At 49.9% G+C, this 15,437-nt stretch carries 15 protein-coding genes and 1 pseudogene; 3 read left to right on the forward strand and 13 right to left on the reverse strand.

Features of this window, described 5'->3' with window-relative positions:
• Positions 1-50 precede the first annotated feature (50 nt).
• Complete coding sequence (locus JJQ72_RS07185) at positions 51-1,037, reverse strand: response regulator (protein ID WP_208203221.1); 987 nt, start codon at positions 1,035-1,037, stop codon at positions 51-53.
• The gene (locus JJQ72_RS07190; RefSeq protein WP_208203222.1) at positions 1,034-2,986 is read right to left on the reverse strand and encodes a sensor histidine kinase; all 1,953 of its coding nucleotides are present in this window, start codon (positions 2,984-2,986) and stop codon (positions 1,034-1,036) included. The genes JJQ72_RS07185 and JJQ72_RS07190 overlap by 4 nt, the downstream gene beginning before the upstream one ends.
• Before the next feature lie 291 nt (positions 2,987-3,277).
• Between JJQ72_RS07190 and JJQ72_RS07195 the strand changes: the two genes are divergently transcribed.
• A complete protein-coding gene (locus JJQ72_RS07195) occupies positions 3,278-3,511 on the forward strand; it encodes a hypothetical protein (RefSeq protein WP_208203223.1) in 234 nt (77 codons plus the stop codon).
• Positions 3,512-4,026: 515 nt separating this feature from the next.
• Here JJQ72_RS07195 and JJQ72_RS07200 read toward each other — a convergent pair.
• Positions 4,027-4,428, reverse strand: a complete 402-nt coding sequence (locus JJQ72_RS07200) for a hypothetical protein (protein WP_138226814.1) — start codon at positions 4,426-4,428, stop codon at positions 4,027-4,029.
• A 27-nt stretch (positions 4,429-4,455) separates the two neighbouring features.
• Positions 4,456-4,569, reverse strand: a pseudogene (locus JJQ72_RS07205) (helix-turn-helix transcriptional regulator); the annotation flags it as partial.
• Between the two features lie 176 nt (positions 4,570-4,745).
• Between JJQ72_RS07205 and JJQ72_RS20840 the strand changes: the two are divergent.
• The gene (locus JJQ72_RS20840; protein ID WP_208203320.1) at positions 4,746-4,985 is read left to right on the forward strand and encodes an integrase core domain-containing protein; all 240 of its coding nucleotides are present in this window, start codon (positions 4,746-4,748) and stop codon (positions 4,983-4,985) included.
• 927 nt (positions 4,986-5,912) lie between these two features.
• Here the strand turns inward: JJQ72_RS20840 and groL are convergent.
• The 7 genes from groL to JJQ72_RS07245 form a co-directional block, all read right to left on the reverse strand.
• Entirely contained in the window at positions 5,913-7,541 is a 1,629-nt protein-coding gene (gene groL, locus JJQ72_RS07215; protein WP_138226815.1) for a chaperonin GroEL, read from the reverse strand.
• A 65-nt stretch (positions 7,542-7,606) separates the two neighbouring features.
• A complete protein-coding gene (groES, locus tag JJQ72_RS07220) occupies positions 7,607-7,888 on the reverse strand; it encodes a co-chaperone GroES (RefSeq protein WP_138226816.1) in 282 nt (93 codons plus the stop codon).
• Positions 7,889-8,224: 336 nt separating this feature from the next.
• Complete coding sequence (tatC, locus tag JJQ72_RS07225; RefSeq protein ID WP_243895946.1) at positions 8,225-9,001, reverse strand: twin-arginine translocase subunit TatC; 777 nt, start codon at positions 8,999-9,001, stop codon at positions 8,225-8,227.
• A 90-nt stretch (positions 9,002-9,091) separates the two neighbouring features.
• Entirely contained in the window at positions 9,092-9,319 is a 228-nt protein-coding gene (locus tag JJQ72_RS07230; RefSeq protein ID WP_138226818.1) for a twin-arginine translocase TatA/TatE family subunit, read from the reverse strand.
• 173 nt (positions 9,320-9,492) lie between these two features.
• Positions 9,493-9,990, reverse strand: a complete 498-nt coding sequence (locus tag JJQ72_RS07235; RefSeq protein ID WP_138226819.1) for a MogA/MoaB family molybdenum cofactor biosynthesis protein — start codon at positions 9,988-9,990, stop codon at positions 9,493-9,495.
• Positions 9,991-10,051: 61 nt separating this feature from the next.
• Positions 10,052-10,519 carry a cyclic pyranopterin monophosphate synthase MoaC gene (moaC, locus tag JJQ72_RS07240; protein ID WP_138226820.1) on the reverse strand — a complete coding sequence of 156 codons (468 nt, stop codon included), beginning with the start codon at positions 10,517-10,519 and terminating at the stop codon, positions 10,052-10,054.
• On the reverse strand, positions 10,509-11,165 hold the full coding sequence (locus JJQ72_RS07245) for a 5-formyltetrahydrofolate cyclo-ligase (protein WP_243895931.1): 657 nt from the start codon (positions 11,163-11,165) through the stop codon (positions 10,509-10,511). Before JJQ72_RS07245 ends, moaC begins: the two co-directional genes overlap by 11 nt.
• A gap of 200 nt (positions 11,166-11,365) precedes the next feature.
• Here JJQ72_RS07245 and abc-f point away from each other — a divergent pair, with 200 nt between their 5' ends.
• A complete protein-coding gene (gene abc-f, locus JJQ72_RS07250; protein ID WP_208203225.1) occupies positions 11,366-13,336 on the forward strand; it encodes a ribosomal protection-like ABC-F family protein in 1,971 nt (656 codons plus the stop codon).
• Positions 13,337-13,853: 517 nt separating this feature from the next.
• On the opposite strand, the gene tsaD is transcribed toward abc-f, so the two are convergent.
• Positions 13,854-14,909, reverse strand: coding sequence for a tRNA (adenosine(37)-N6)-threonylcarbamoyltransferase complex transferase subunit TsaD (tsaD, locus tag JJQ72_RS07255; RefSeq protein WP_138226830.1), 1,056 nt, complete (start codon positions 14,907-14,909; stop codon positions 13,854-13,856).
• Positions 14,906-15,427: a ribosomal protein S18-alanine N-acetyltransferase gene (gene rimI, locus JJQ72_RS07260; protein WP_208203226.1), complete on the reverse strand. Its 522-nt coding sequence runs from the start codon at positions 15,425-15,427 to the stop codon at positions 14,906-14,908. Before rimI ends, tsaD begins: the two co-directional genes overlap by 4 nt.
• Between the last annotated feature and the right edge of the window lie 10 nt (positions 15,428-15,437).

Here is a 15,437-nt window from a genome sequence, read left to right on the forward strand (position 1 = left end):
AGCTTTCGGGTACGGCTATATATAAACTTGATTCAGCGGCAGCCGTTACACTACCTTGCTTTATACGGCCACCACATTCGGTCTTCCTCAAGCAGCAGCCCTTCGACTCTCTGGCGCAGCTGCTTTAGCCTCCTGACCTCGCCCTGCTCAGTAGCATACTGAAACACCGCCGCGACAAGCTCTACGAAGGTACGGTAGTATTTTTCCCGGATGGGGATGCACCATAAATAGTCCTTCCCATCCAAGAGATCTCCCTGATACAGGCTGATGGCCTGCTCATAAGCGGCTATGGTCTCACGCCGGGTCGGCTGCTTACAGGCAGCCAGTCGATCAAACTCACGAAAATCACAATATACGTCTTTCGCATCTACGGTGTAAATGCCATTTTTGCTTCGGATGTGGAGCTGGATTCCTGCATTTCGCAGGGATTGCTTCAACCGGAACATCATCGTATGTAAATTTTGCTGGGATTTCTCTACGGACGACTCTTCCCACAGCTCATCAATAATCCGCCATTTGCTAATTCCTTTGTCCTGGTGCAGCACGAGCAGTGCCAGCAGCTCTTCGATCTTCGGGGTTAAAAAGCTTGATGGACTCCCCTCTATCCGCAGATGCGGATTACCAAAGAAATAAAGCTCTCCCTGGTCAGGGAGCTTGGGAACATCCAGTCCTTTTTTCTTATAGACCCGGCTCACAATTTCATCCACCGACTGTACATCGACCGGCTTCAAAATATAATGAATCGCGTTCAGCTCAAACGCCCGGATCGCATACTGCTCGTAAGCGGTCACGAACACAATGGACAACTCCTTCGTATTCGGGGACTCCATCAGTCTGGCTGCCAGCTCCAGTCCGCTCATCTCCGGCATATCCACATCGAGAAAAAGCACATCGGCATCCAGCTGCGGAATCTGTATCAGCGCTTCCTCCGGATCTGTAAACGAGCCCATGATGCTGATTCCGGACGCTTCTCGGATGACCTTATTCAGCAGATCCAGGACGAGCCGCTCATCATCGACCAGTACCGCCTTAATCATGACATCACCTCCTGCTCTCGATGTAGCGGAATGGAGAAATAGACCTCGGTTCCCTGACCATTCGTATTGAATTGCAGCTGTACGCCGTACATTTGCTTTAGACGAGCGTTCACATTGAGCAGACTGATGCCGTTTCCTGTTCGGTCCGCTGGATCCTTGTTACCCTGCCGGATCGGAGCCAGCTGCTCGGCGGCCATGCCTTTGCCATTATCCTTCACACTGATAAACATGCTATTGTCCCGCTTCTGAATGATCAGCTTCACTTTGCCGCCGTGTTTATTTTTTAAAATCCCATGCCGAATGGCGTTCTCCACCAGTGGTTCAATGACGAGCGGAATGATCTGCAGGTGCATTAGATCCTCATCGACGTCAAAATCAACCTGAATCCGGTCCTCGAACCTGGCTTTTTCAATATCGACAAACACTTTAATCCAATCCAGCTCGTTCCTGAGCGTAACATAGTCTGTATTCACATCCACCTGAAAGGAGCGCTTCAAATAATTAGACAGATCACTCAGCAGCCGGCCCGCCCGTTCGCCATTGGTGTAGCACAAGCTGATAATACTGCTCAAGGTATTAAACAAGAAATGCGGTTTGATCTGTGCCTGCAAAAAAGCCAGCTCGTTGCGCTGTGCCTCCTTGGTTGTCTGATCGAGCGTGGTATGCGTCTGAATCAGCTGAATGGACAGCTCCTCATTACGTTTATAAGAGTTGGCATATCGGACCAACAGCAGTGCAGCCAAGGCGATGCTGTAGACGGAAACCGTCAGGAAGGAGATAAACATATCTGACTTGATGCCCACGCTGAACAGAATCATATCCAGCCAGTACAGAAAAACACTGCAGATACAGATCAGAAGCGTGCGGTGCTCCGGACTGCTGGAACGGCTGCGGACGTACTGAATGACCACTCTGACCCAAGCCGTAAAAAACAGCAGTACCGTGGTGAGGATATAAAAAGTGAAGGTACCGGTATAAATCTGAACAGGCACAATGAGCACCAACAGCATAAAAATGCCATAGTACACCAGCAGGAGATAAAGGCTTCGGCGGGACAGAAAGGCCGGGTTGACCTTATGGATCACCACCCACACCGTGATGACGCTGCAAGCACTCATTAAATGCCCGAACCGGAAGGTATGCTCCAAAGTCATTCCCGGGATAAATTGCGCAAAAATACGCTCGCTGTAAATCCCGTTCATAATCCCGAAGAACAGGCAACTGAGCGCCAGCGGCAGCGTGACCGGTTCTTTTTTGCGATAATGCTTGTTCCCCAGCCACAAGAGCAGGTACAAGAAGCCAAGCACCATAACAATTAAGATCATGGCGAACTCGAACATTAGCTTGCGGTTCTGCAGCAGGGAAAGCCCCTCCTGCGTTCCAAACAGCATAGGTTTGGCAATGCCGCCCACAATATACTCGTGATTGGCTGCGTGAATGACGATCTCTGCCGTTCGCTCCTCCAGTTCAAAATAGACAACCGTGGAGGAATTACCCGCCACGCTATTCTTGAGCGTCATCGAGGCACGGCCGTCCTCCAGCAGCAGCTCTCCGTTGACATACACCCGGCTGGCATTGCGAATATTTGCTTTTTTCAAGGCGAAATATTTATGGTCAGGAATGTTGTGAATCACCGCCCGGTAAGTAGCAAAGCCTTTGGCCATATGCTCATTGCCGTCCAGATCCATGAGCCAGTTGCCTGGCACCTGTATATACGATGCTTGCTGTGAGAGTGCAGTGAATGATTCCGGATCGACAAACTGATTCCAGTAAAATTCCCACTCCCCATCCAGCGCAATCACCTCGTCATGAAGGAAATTCGTTTCAGCCAGATCCAGGGTGCCCTTTTGAACATGAGTTGTTATCTGCAAAGCTTGCGAGTAATAATATATAAGAACCAGTAATGTTACAGTGATTGCGGTTACAAAAGTGATGCGGATACGTTTCAACCTTCACACCCTCTACCCTGTTTCGTGTCACATGTTGTCGTTTGAAGTCGCACGGTCCGTTTCATGGTAGCATAATTCTCCGGGGACTAACATTCTTTTTATCCCAGTTATGGTGTTATTTCATAGTAATAAGAAGAGTGATGGCAAACATCATTATAACAGCTCATTCTGTGCGCCACGGCCGTATCCACTCACTACTTTGTCGGGTATAATGGTTTATAAATAAGGATCCAAGACGATCGCAAGAACGAAACGATTTAGCAACATATTTTTATAAAGGAGTGGTTCTCCATGTCAATGGTACGCAAACTCCATCCTCATATAGCAAAAGACTTAAGGGAGTTTTTATCTGAAAACAATATTTCCACCAAGAAACTTGTTATAGACCTTGAAGCAGAAACCATCGAGGACTTTGATGATTACTCCGTCGATGACATATTAAGTGTGGCTGGAATCCTGAAGCCCGGTGAAGCGCAACAATTATTAGATCATATTCAGGAGTCACGGGAGGGCTGGGGAAAGTGACCCACAACCACTCCTACATGTCGATTCTGCTGTCTCAAGAAAAGCAGCATTCATGCAAAGCAAGCAGAGAAGCAAGGGACGGAAAATAAAAACTCCTGATGCGCTCATTATTGCAACTGCCTTAACAGCTAATTTGATACTGGCTTCTCTCCTCACATCGGCAATAAATCACTAGGAACGGTATCTAACTAGATTTTGAACCCCTCCTAAGAATCAAAAACAGAAGACACCTTGGAGCGATTTCCATCACTCTAAGGTGTCTTCTTTTATAAAATATGGACAAAATGTGGGCAATCCGGGCTTCTCCGAGGAGAAACCCTTGCCACACAGGGGTTCATACCCCGTTTTACATCATGCCACCCGGTGGCGCAAAAACACCAGGTATATGGAAAATGCAGCACCGCTATCTTCGTTCCGAATGTTTGGCTGATTAGTAAAGTTGGTTGGGCTTAAGGGCAGATAATCATTATATTAAAATAAACTTTACAAAAGTTAGTAAAATGGGGCTCACCTCTTTATTTATATCTCCTAGAGATCAGAAACTCGGCAACGGGGTACACAGCCAAACCGAAGCACAAGATGAGGTTTAATGGAACATTGTCTTGTCCATTCACGTACTTCTCGACGACGAGAAGGATGACCAAGGCGATTAGAAGGGCGTAGTAACTGATTTTTGCGCTTTTCAATTGAATCGTCTTGCCCAATTCGTCGTCTTGACTGAAACCCTGATGCTGGGTTCCCCATGTCAAAGCGGACATGACCACTCCGAGCGGAATCGCCAAGCGGATAAAATCGTCAACAACCCCAAGCGTATCTCGTTGAAGCCACCGGTAGAACATTTGACAGAACAACAGGAAGAATAGTCCCCCAACGATATAAGCTAGAAGCTGACGCCAGTTCATCTTGGCGGTTTTCATAATTTTGTTCCTCCTTGAAGAGACTTGTTAATTACGAATGAATAACTCATCGACTGTCATGCCTAAAACTTCCGCAAGTCTAAAGGCAAGCTGGAGCGTCGGATCGTATTTATTATTCTCGATAGCATTGATCCAACTCCGTATATCAAAATGTTTTTACATCTCCATTTAATTACACTGTAAATGTCAAATTCTTTTACAATTTTCCCCTGATAAAAGCTGACTTCATAACTTAAGGGCGCGTTAAGCAAACGGAGACCGTTACTCTAACAGCACAGCGGCAGTCTTGCAATTAGACTAAACAGTGGGCACAGCTCATTCCACCAAAGACGCCAAACAAGAATGCGCATATCGAATCCTTCCATGCGATTCTAGAATCGGAGTGTTATCAGCGGCACGAGTTTGAGAACTATCAACAAGCGTATGAAATCGTCAGCCACTTTATCCACAACTACAATCACAAGCGAATCCATGGTAGCCTACACGATCTGTCGCCGTACGAATACCGAGATGCAATTCAACAAGGAATGGTGGAGCCCAAGGTCATCAAAGTGTAACCGCCGGAAGAAAAATGACGAAAACCGCAACAACCTTAAGCAATTCTATGCAATTTGTCGAATAAGAGGTTCGTGGTCCGGATTAAAGGGGCTAAACCGGTTTGTTGGGACTTACAACAATACAGACAATTGATCCACTCCCAAGCAATCACCACAACTATGTATACATAACAGCTTAATTACAATACTCCTTAAGCAGCATGAAAGGGCAATGAAAGGGAATCTAACAGGATGCCCCTTTTCTTTAAACAGTTACATATAGTTTTCGTAATACCACACCCCAATGATAAATACTATTCCAAATAGAAACATAAGAAAAAATAATAACCAAACTACAAACAATAATATCCAAAGACTTCGTTTAAATACTTTTTGAATTAGTTTATTCATTATTCCTGTTAACCTCCTAAACAAAATTTATATCATATTTCATTAGCATGTTCTCTGATCCGATTTTCTCGCACAGCGCGACGATTAATTGACTCGACCGCCGACATCGATACCATATTCCCAAATGGTATGTAAATTCCATAATCTATGTCATACGCATACTTCATTGCTTGCTTAGGCTGGAGTAGGCATTCATGGGTATCTCCTATCACCCAAAAATCTCCAACTATTCGTATGCTCCCCAGCAATTTCAATAAGTTTGTAAACCAGAGCTACGGAAAATGTTTTTGAAAATCCCTGTTCCTTTAGTTGTTCCATAATTATACACATCAATATTATGATCAGTAATGTATTCAAAAAATGGCTCAAGATGCTTAATCTCTAAGGCAAGTCCCTCCCTTTCATAAAAAAAGAAGACACCTTGGAGCGATTTCCATCACTCTAAGGTGTCTTCCTTTTATAAAATATGGACAAAATATGGGCAATCCGGGCTTCTCAGAGGAGAAACCCTTGCCTTACAGGGGTTCATACCCCGTATTACATCATGCCGCCCATTCCACCCATGCCGCCCATGTCTGGAGCAGCAGCCTTCTCAGGCTCAGGCTTGTCAGCGATCACCGCTTCGGTGGTCAGGAACATTGCTGCTACAGATGCAGCGTTTTGCAGGGCAGAACGCGTTACCTTCGCAGGGTCAACGATGCCTGCTTCGAACATGTTCACCCAAGTGTCAGCAGCAGCGTTGTAGCCAATGCCAACTTCTTCGTTCTTCAGGCGCTCTACAATAACAGAGCCTTCCTTACCAGCGTTCGCAGCGATCGTACGGATTGGCTCTTCCAGCGCGCGCAGCACGATGTTAACACCAGTCTTCTCGTCGCCTTGCGTTTCTACCGCAGCAACCGCTTTGTATACGTTCACCAGAGCAGTACCACCGCCGGATACGATACCTTCTTCTACCGCAGCACGAGTCGCGTTCAGAGCGTCTTCGATACGCAGCTTGCGTTCTTTCAGCTCGGTTTCAGTAGCTGCACCGACCTTGATAACAGCAACACCGCCAGCCAATTTAGCCAGACGCTCTTGCAGCTTCTCTTTGTCGAACTCGGAAGTCGTTTCTTCCAGCTGTGTGCGGATTTGCTTCACGCGAGCTTCGATATCCGCTTTGTCGCCAGCACCGTCCACGATAATGGTGTTCTCTTTGGTTACGCGTACTTGACGTGCAGTACCCAGTTGGTCCACAGTAGCGGATTTCAGGTCCAGACCCAATTCCTCGGTAATCACCTGGCCGCCTGTCAGAGCAGCGATATCCTGCAGCATAGCCTTGCGGCGGTCGCCGAAGCCTGGAGCTTTGACAGCCACTGCATTAAAGGTACCACGCAGCTTGTTCACGATCAGCATCGCTTGAGCTTCGCCTTCGATATCTTCAGCAATCAGCACGAGCGGCTTGCTTTGTTGCACGACCTTCTCCAGCAGAGGCAGAATTTCCTGGGTGTTGGAGATCTTCTTGTCGGTGATCAGGATGTACGGATTATCAAGCACCGCTTCCATCTTGTCTGTGTCTGTAATCATGTACGGAGAAATGTAGCCGCGGTCGAACTGCATACCTTCTACAACTTCCATTTCAGTCAGGAATCCACGGGATTCTTCAACCGTAATGACGCCGTCCTTGCCGACTTTCTCCATGGCTTCTGCGATCAGCTGTCCTACTTCCTCGTCAGCTGCAGAGATAGAAGCAACCTGTGCGATGGACTGTTGTCCTTCAATCGCTTTGGAGATGTTCTTCAGCTCTTCTACCGCTGCACGAACAGCCTTGTCAATGCCTTTGCGGATAACCATTGGATTTGCACCCGCAGTAACGTTCTTCAAGCCTTCGCGAATCATCGCCTGAGCAAGAACCGTTGCTGTTGTTGTACCGTCACCGGCAACATCATTCGTCTTAGTCGCTACTTCCTTCACGAGCTGAGCACCCATGTTCTCGAATGCATCTTCCAGCTCGATTTCTTTCGCGATGGTTACACCGTCATTCGTGATGAGCGGGCTGCCAAACTTCTTCTCGAGTACCACGTTACGTCCTTTCGGACCCAATGTTACCTTTACTGCGTTAGCCAATGCATCTACACCGCGAAGCATTGCGCGGCGAGCGTCTTCACTGAACTTAATATCCTTAGCCATGATATTACATACCTCCCTGGAATTTTAATAAATTACGAATGTGCTCCTATATACAGGTTAACGAATTAACCCAGAATCGCGTGGATGTCGCTTTCTTTCATAATCAAATATTCTTTACCTTCATATTTGATTTCTGTTCCAGCGTATTTAGAGAAGAGTACACGGTCGCCTTCCTTAACTTCCAATGCTACGCGCGCGCCGTCCTTCAGAGTACCGCTGCCTACAGCGATAACCTTTCCTTCTTGCGGCTTTTCTTTCGCGGAGTCCGGAAGCACGATCCCGAATGCCGTGGTTTCTTCTTGTGCGATAGGTTCTACCAATACGCGTTCACCTAAAGGTCTGATCATGAAAAATAGCCTCCTTGTTAAATAAATATAAGGTTTATCTGAGCCTTGCTGTATGTATTAGCACTCAACAAGTCTCAGTGCTAACAACCATGTTTTATGATACTCAAGTTGATCTGAAATTTCAAGTACCCCGAAGCAATTTTTACTCAAATTTTACTTCAAATCAGAGCAGCATCCGGGTTTGTCCAGCAACTCCCCTCTTCCATTGTATCCAAGGGTCCCCACTTTATGCCTGAGGGCCATTCCCGCTTCTCCCTGCAGCCCGCTTAAAGAGCACCACGCCAAACTATACGCATACATATTTGCACAAAAAAAGCGCCCCCACAGGGACGCTTCTCACTCTTCTTCTTTGCGGACATACCGCTCTTCCATTTCCATATCTGCCGCAAGCTGCTTGCGGTAGATAAAAGCGGATAAATAAACACTAAACTCATAGAGCAGCAATAGCGGAATCGTTACGAGAAAGTCGGAAATGAAATCCGGCGGCGTAATAATAACAGCGACAAACACCAATGCAAAATAAGCATAGCGCCGCAGCTTCTTCAGCCGGATCGGATTCAAAATGCGTATTCTCGTTAGAAACATCACAACCAGCGGCAGCTCGAACAGCAGCGCCAGCGGCAGCACGAGGTTAAACATAAAGCTGAAATAATTCGTAATTCCGTACGTTTCCTCCAGCCCCATGCTCTGAGTAATTGTTGTTGTGAAGGACAGCGTCATCGGAAACACGATATAGTAGCCGAATAATACGCCTGCAATAAACAGAACAAAGGTATACGGCACATAGCGGACAGCCGCCTTCTGCTCCTCTTTGCGCAGGCCAGGCTTTACAAACGCCCACAGCTGGTAAAAAATAAACGGCACTGAAATGACCAGCGAGAACAACGCCGCAATCTTCATATAAATGCCGATGCCGTCCCAGAAGGAGAAGGCATTCAATTCGAACTGCTGTGCCTGCTCTGACCCCGTCAAATACTGATAGACCGGCTCGGCAATAAACAGGCCTCCGACCAAGCCGACCACAAACAAGCTCAGCACCCATATAATCCGCCGCCTGAGCTCGGTCAAATGCTCAGTCAGCTCCATTAACTTCATCTGCTCGGACACGCCCATCATCACCTCATCACTTCACCAAGCAGCTTCACATGCTCAGAAACAATCAAATCCCTCCGAAGAGGGATTTCTGTACAGCTGCTACGCAGCTTATTCCGGCAGACGCTTGTCTTCTGCACGTGCAGCAGCAGGCTGCGGTGCAGTCTCAGTCTTCTTGGAAGCCGGCTCATCCTCTATAATCTCGCGTGCTCCGTCCTTGAATTCACGAAACGTTCTTCCTACTGCACGTCCCAGCTCAGGAAGCTTGTTCGGACCGAACAGCAGCAGCGCAAGAATAACTAACAGAATAACTCCAGGTACACCTATTGAAGAACCCATAATTACATCTCCTCCTTATACAGCACAGAAGCAGCCGACAGGGGCCGATTCAGGCAGCAAATACCGTCATCACTCAGAACAACAGCACATAGACATATATCGACATCATATCATATCAAAAATGGCATAAACAGCCCTTCTTCATGACAAATTGTGTACAAATCCTGCTTCTTTTACGTCCGTGAATCTTCCCGGTACTGCCCCGTTACCATCAGCAGCGCCTCCGGCAGCTGATCCATCACTGCCGCCAGGTTCTCATGCACACCCTTAGGGGAGCCCGGCAGGTTCAGCACGAGCGTCCGTCCGCGAATACCGCATACACCGCGGAACAGCATGGCACTGCGGTTCTTCTGCATAACCGCGGCCCGCATGGCCTCGGCAATGCCTGGAACCTGTCTCTCTATAACCCGAAGCGTTGCCTCGGGCGTCACATCCCGCACCGCAAGCTCGGTTCCTCCCGTCGTCAGCACCAGATCCACATGGTAATAATCGGTCAGTTCAATCAAAGCGGCCGTAATCTCGTCCTCTTCATCCGGGACAATCCGGTATTCGATAATTTGCCCGCCCAGCTCTTCTTCTACCAGCTCCCGGATGACCTGGGCACTGGTATCCTCGCGTTCTCCCCGTGCCCCCTTGTCACTGGCTGTCAGGATCGCCGTCTTCCACACCATGAGAAATCTCTCCTTTCCCTCATCAGCGAATATCCTGATTCATTAAATATGATTGTCAAAGCTAGACTTGATAATCTCCATTCTTGCCGCCGCGCTTGCTCACCAGGCGCGTCGGTCCGATCTGCATATCCTTTTGCAGCGCCTTGCACATGTCGTAAACCGTTAAAGCGGCAGCAGACACCGCCGTCAGCGCCTCCATCTCAACCCCCGTCTTGCCGGTGGTCTTCACAGAGGCTTCTATATAAAGCTCATCCAGGCCGTTGTCGCCAAACTGAATATCGACTCCGGTCAGCGGCAGCGGATGACACATGGGGATCCAGCTAGACGTATTCTTGGCCGCCATAATACCCGCAACCTGTGCTACTGCCAGCACATCCCCCTTCTCGATGCCGCCCTCCAAAATCCGCTTCAGCGTGTTGGGATGCATTCTTACGGCGGTTTGCGCTACCGCGGTCCGGTGCGTTACTTCCTTATCCGTGACATCGACCATTCTCGCTCTGCCCTGCTCGTTCATATGACTAAGCTCCATGATATGGCTCTCCTGTTCCTGTTTCAAACTTCATCCACCCCTGATCTGTGACCAGTCCATCCAGCCTCAGGTCATGAATCTCCATCGGCACTTGAGGGATCACCTGCTCCTGAAAACCAATGCCTATCCATCTCGGCTGCCGGCCTGCCGCCTGCGCTTCCCCATCCAGCCGGCTGCGCAGGGTATCAAAATATCCGCCGCCATAGCCCAGCCTTCCGCCATAAGCATCAAAAGCCAGCCCTGGCACCCAGATCACCTCCGGCACTTGCCCGGGGCCATATTTCACGGCTGTCTTCGGATCGGGCTCCGGAATACCGTAGCTCCCCGCTGCAAGTGAAGCTTCAGGGGTCAGATCATACAATTCCATCTCTCGAGATCCGCGCTGACTGCGAGGAGCAATAACCTGAACCCCGCTGCTCCAGGCCCATTGAATGATGGGCCAGGTATCGAGCTCTGAACGGAAGGGCAGATAGATCAGCATGCTGGCGAATCGATATTGCTTCATACATTCCACAGCCAGATCTGACGCTTGGCGTGACAGCCGGTCCCTGGTCTCCGGGCTTAATGAATCCCGAATCCCCTTCATCCTGGCACGTAAATCCGACTTCGCCTCAGACGGCAAAGATATGTCATAACTCCTGTCCAAACCTGAGCTCTTCCTCTCGGATCTTATTTAAGTTTAGTTTACCACTGTTCCTCCCTTTCGCCAAGAATGCGGAAGCGATGACGTGATCTGTCGCTTGTTTTTTATTTTTCATGTAAACTGGCTTTAATGTGACATGATGATCTGCAAGAGCTCTAGATCTTCCCGTAAAGTTCAAGATATAGATGGAGGTATTACACAGCATGCTGTTACAAGCGAACGGAATTAAGAAATCATACGGCGTTACTCCCGTGCTGGAGGGGGTGAATCTGCAGATTCTGGAGCGTGAGCGGATTGGCCTGGTCGGAGTGAACGGAGCCGGTAAATCTACCCTGCTGAAAGTGCTGGCCGGCGAAATGTCCTACGACAGCGGACAGATTTTTAAATCCAAGGAAACTACAATCGGTTATCTGGCCCAGAACAGCGGACTTCAGTCCAGCCGCAGCATCGGGGAAGAAATGCGAGAGGTGTTCGCCCCGCTGCTGGACACCGAGCGCGAGCTTCGCCAGCTGGAGCAGCAAATCGCCGAGCGGAGCAGCAGCAGTGACTCCAAGCAATACGAGGACCTGCTCGCCCGCTATGCCGCCCGCTCCGACTGGTTCAAGGACCATGGCGGATATGAGATGGAAACCCGGATTCGCAGTGTACTGCACGGTATGGGCTTTGGCGGCTTTTCGCAGGAGACGCTCATTTCCACCTTAAGCGGCGGGCAGAAGACCCGCCTTGCACTCGCCCGCATTTTGCTGCAGTCACCGGATCTTCTCATGCTCGATGAGCCTACCAACCATCTCGACATCGCAACCTTAACGTGGCTGGAGGATTATTTGCGAGGGTATGCCGGCGCACTGCTCGTTGTCTCTCATGACCGTTATTTTCTGGACCGGCTCGTGACGACAATTGTAGAAGTAGAGCGGCATCAATCCCGACGCTATACCGGTAATTACAGCAAATATATTGAATTGAAGGCGGCAGAGTATGAGTCGCAGCTGAAGCAGTACGAGAAGCAGCAGGATGAGATTGCGAAGATGGAAACCTTCATTCAGCGTAACATCGTTCGGGCGTCTACAACCAAGCGGGCACAGAGCCGGCGTAAAGCCCTGGATAAGCTGGAGCGGCTGGACCGTCCGGCAGGAGATTTGAAGAAGGCTCACTTCTCTTTTGAGACCGAATATATGTCAGGCAAAGAAGTGCTGCAGGCCCGTGATCTGGCCGTGTCCTTTGAGGGAAGCAGCACGCTGTTCCGCAATGTTTCCTTCGACCTGCGCCGCGGAGAAACCGTAGCGTTAATCGGACCGAACGGGATCGGGAAATCCACATTGTTGAAATGCTTGATGGGAGATATGCAGCCGGCCGCCGGTACTTTTCAATGGGGAACCAAGGTGAAGCTGGGCTTCTATGACCAGGAGCAGTCTAACCTGAACCCCTCCAATACCGTGCTGGAGGAGCTATGGGGCACCTATCCCCATTTTGAAGAGGCAAGGATTCGTACCGTGCTGGGCAACTTTTTGTTCAGCGGTGAGGATGTTCTGAAGAAGATCAGCTCTCTTAGCGGCGGGGAAAAAGCCCGTGTTTCCCTGGCCAAGCTCATGCTCCTGGAAGCCAATATGCTCGTGCTTGACGAGCCGACCAACCATCTGGATCTGTTCAGCAAAGAGGTGCTGGAGTCCGCCCTGATGGATTACGAGGGTACTCTGCTGTTCATTTCTCACGACCGTTACTTCTTGAACAAAATGGCGGAGCGGATTATTGAGCTGCATACGGAGGGTGCGGAGCATTTCCTGGGTAATTATGACGATTATACGGAGAAAAAGAAAGAGCTCTTGGAGCTGGGCTACGAGCCCGGAGAGCCGTTTCAGAAGACCTCTGACTCGTCTGCAGCCCGCAAGGAGTCCAAGCCGGATGCCGGAGCAGCCGATAAGCCAGGGGCCTCCTCTTATGAAGCGGACAAGCAGGCGAAGCGCGAAGAACGGAACCGGCAGCGCAGGCTGGAAACGCTGGAGAACCGCATCCAGGAGCTGGAGAACGAGATTGCCAGCCTGGAGGGAGAAATGGCATTGCCGGAGGTATATCAGGACTATGTCGCCCTGCAGGAGAAGCAGCAGCAGCTGGATGCACTGAAGGAAGAGCTGAATCCGATTTTTGCAGAGTGGGAGAATTTGCTGGAGGAAGCCTAAGGTGTCTCACTCTAATCTCATCCCAGCCGTATGATCTTAGGTATTTGGACATACTGGGAGAAAATTTACAGCGATGTTCACAAAATATTCATGATTGTAAACTTGTTTACACATCAAATGTTGTGCACAGACTTATCCCCAGATGTAGTGAATAACTCCGCCCTCATCCGGGGATAAAAAGCGCTTCATTTGCTTATAAACTGGCTTTTTCATCACTATGACCAATATTATCCACGAAGTTGTACACATTATCCACAGAATTCACACCTAATTGTGAAAATATTGTTCTCACTTTCAGTCTTTTGTAAAATCGCTGTCTATCAGCCTTCCACAGACTTATGCACAATTTGGGTAGAATATGTGTATAAGTCTGTCCACAACTTGACTTCCACTTTGTTTCGTAATAGTGCAATACGGTTAATGTAATTTTTCGTGTGTTTTATTGTAAAAAAAGATGAGGCTGTCCTCCAAAGATCCAGGATCTTGGGGGACAGCCTCTTTTTGGGGTCACCAGTCACTACCACTCCTCCAGCTTGAGCTGGGGATCCGCTTTTAGATCCAGCCCGCTGACGGCTCCCTGCTTCCACTTGAGGTGAGCTGCGGCGGCGATCATAGCCGCGTTATCCGTGCAGTACACGTGCGGAGGGATGAGAAGCGGGATGCCCTCCTGCTCACAGCGGGCGCTCAGGCGCTGCCGCAGACCGCGGTTGGCCGCGACCCCGCCGCAAAGCAGCAGCTGCTGGCTGCCGAATTCCTTGACGGCACGGATCGCTTTTTCCACCAGCACCTCCGTCACTGAATCCTGGAAGCCCTTCGCAATGGCCGCGGTCTGCACGTCTTCACCGCGCATTTTGCTCTGGTTAACAGCATTCAGCACCGCCGATTTCAAGCCGCTGAAGCTGAAATCATAGGAGTCTGGCTCCAGCCATACCCGCGGCAGCTCTACCGCCTCGCTGGCTTCAAGCGCCAGCTTGTCTACATGCGGCCCTCCCGGATAAGGGAAGCCCAGTGCACGCGCTACCTTGTCATACGCCTCTCCAACCGCATCATCCCGGGTGCGTCCGATCAGGCGGAAGTCTCCCTCCTCCTGCAGATCGACCAGCTCCGTATGTCCTCCCGACACAACGAGCGCCATGCACGGGTACTCCAGCGGAGAGACAATCCGGTTGGCATAAATATGCCCGGCAATGTGATGCGTTCCGATGAGCGGCTTGTCCAGGGCAAGCGCCAGGCTTTTGGCAGCCACGACGCCCACGAGCAGCGCTCCAACCAGTCCCGGTCCCTGGGTGACTGCAATACAAGAAAGCTCTTGCAGCTTCACACCTGCCAGCTGCACGGCCTCCTGGATGCTCAAAGTGATGTTCTCCACATGCTTGCGCGATGCGACCTCGGGCACAACTCCCCCAAAGCTTTGATGGGTTTCGATCTGGCTCGCGATCACGTTAGACAGCACCTCATGTCCGTCACGCACAACCGCAACCGAGGTTTCGTCACAGCTGGTCTCAATCGCCAGAATGAGGCTGGAGACGTCTGAAGCTGCCGAATGTGTTTGCTTATGCTCTTGCTCTATCATGATATATCTTCGCTTCCTTCCTCCTGAGCCTGTGCCCGGTAAGCATCAAGCTCTGCCCACATGATGAGGGCGTCCTCCTGATTGTCGGAATAATAGCCTTTGCGGATGCCGGCGGGGGCAAAGCCTTTTTTGACATACAGATTCCGGGCTACCTCATTGCTTACCCGTACCTCCAGCGTCATGCGCTCCATCCCCATAAAAGCCGCCGTCTTCATCAGCTCGTCCAGCAGACGCTCGCCCCATTTTCGGCCCCGGTAGTCCCCCAGCAGGGCAACATTCGTAATATGGGCCTCGTCGACGATCGTCCACATCCCCGCATAGCCGATCAGCTGGCCTTCATATTCCATGACCATATAATGGGCAAAATGGTTCATCGTCATCTCATTTTGAAACGCTTCTTCGGTCCACGGAAGGCTGAAGGCATCCTGCTCGACCTCCATCACGCTGGGGATATCGTCCAGGGTCATACGCCTGAATGTCAGCCCCGCCTCCCGCTCCGGGTGCTCCTGTTGCTTCATCTGATGCTGG

This window comes from Paenibacillus sp. F411 (assembly GCF_017582705.1).
In the GTDB taxonomy this organism is placed as follows: Bacteria; Bacillota; Bacilli; order Paenibacillales; family Paenibacillaceae; genus Paenibacillus_AQ; species Paenibacillus_AQ algicola.

Excerpts from the sequence above, each read along its gene's own strand:
- tatC (WP_243895946.1), bottom strand. The coding sequence starts at position 9,001 with ATGGGCGTGTCCGAGCAGATGAAGTTAATGGAGCTGACTGAGCATTTG.
- JJQ72_RS07235 (WP_138226819.1), bottom strand. The coding sequence starts at position 9,990 with ATGGTGTGGAAGACGGCGATCCTGACAGCCAGTGACAAGGGGGCACGG.
- abc-f (WP_208203225.1), top strand. The coding sequence starts at position 11,366 with ATGCTGTTACAAGCGAACGGAATTAAGAAATCATACGGCGTTACTCCC.
- JJQ72_RS07200 (WP_138226814.1), bottom strand. The coding sequence starts at position 4,428 with ATGAAAACCGCCAAGATGAACTGGCGTCAGCTTCTAGCTTATATCGTT.
- moaC (WP_138226820.1), bottom strand. The coding sequence starts at position 10,519 with ATGGAGCTTAGTCATATGAACGAGCAGGGCAGAGCGAGAATGGTCGAT.
- JJQ72_RS07230 (WP_138226818.1), bottom strand. The coding sequence starts at position 9,319 with ATGGGTTCTTCAATAGGTGTACCTGGAGTTATTCTGTTAGTTATTCTT.
- tsaD (WP_138226830.1), bottom strand. The coding sequence starts at position 14,909 with ATGATAGAGCAAGAGCATAAGCAAACACATTCGGCAGCTTCAGACGTC.
- JJQ72_RS07185 (WP_208203221.1), bottom strand. The coding sequence starts at position 1,037 with ATGATTAAGGCGGTACTGGTCGATGATGAGCGGCTCGTCCTGGATCTG.
- groES (WP_138226816.1), bottom strand. The coding sequence starts at position 7,888 with ATGATCAGACCTTTAGGTGAACGCGTATTGGTAGAACCTATCGCACAA.
- groL (WP_138226815.1), bottom strand. The coding sequence starts at position 7,541 with ATGGCTAAGGATATTAAGTTCAGTGAAGACGCTCGCCGCGCAATGCTT.
- rimI (WP_208203226.1), bottom strand. The coding sequence starts at position 15,427 with ATGAAGCAACAGGAGCACCCGGAGCGGGAGGCGGGGCTGACATTCAGG.
- JJQ72_RS07195 (WP_208203223.1), top strand. The coding sequence starts at position 3,278 with ATGTCAATGGTACGCAAACTCCATCCTCATATAGCAAAAGACTTAAGG.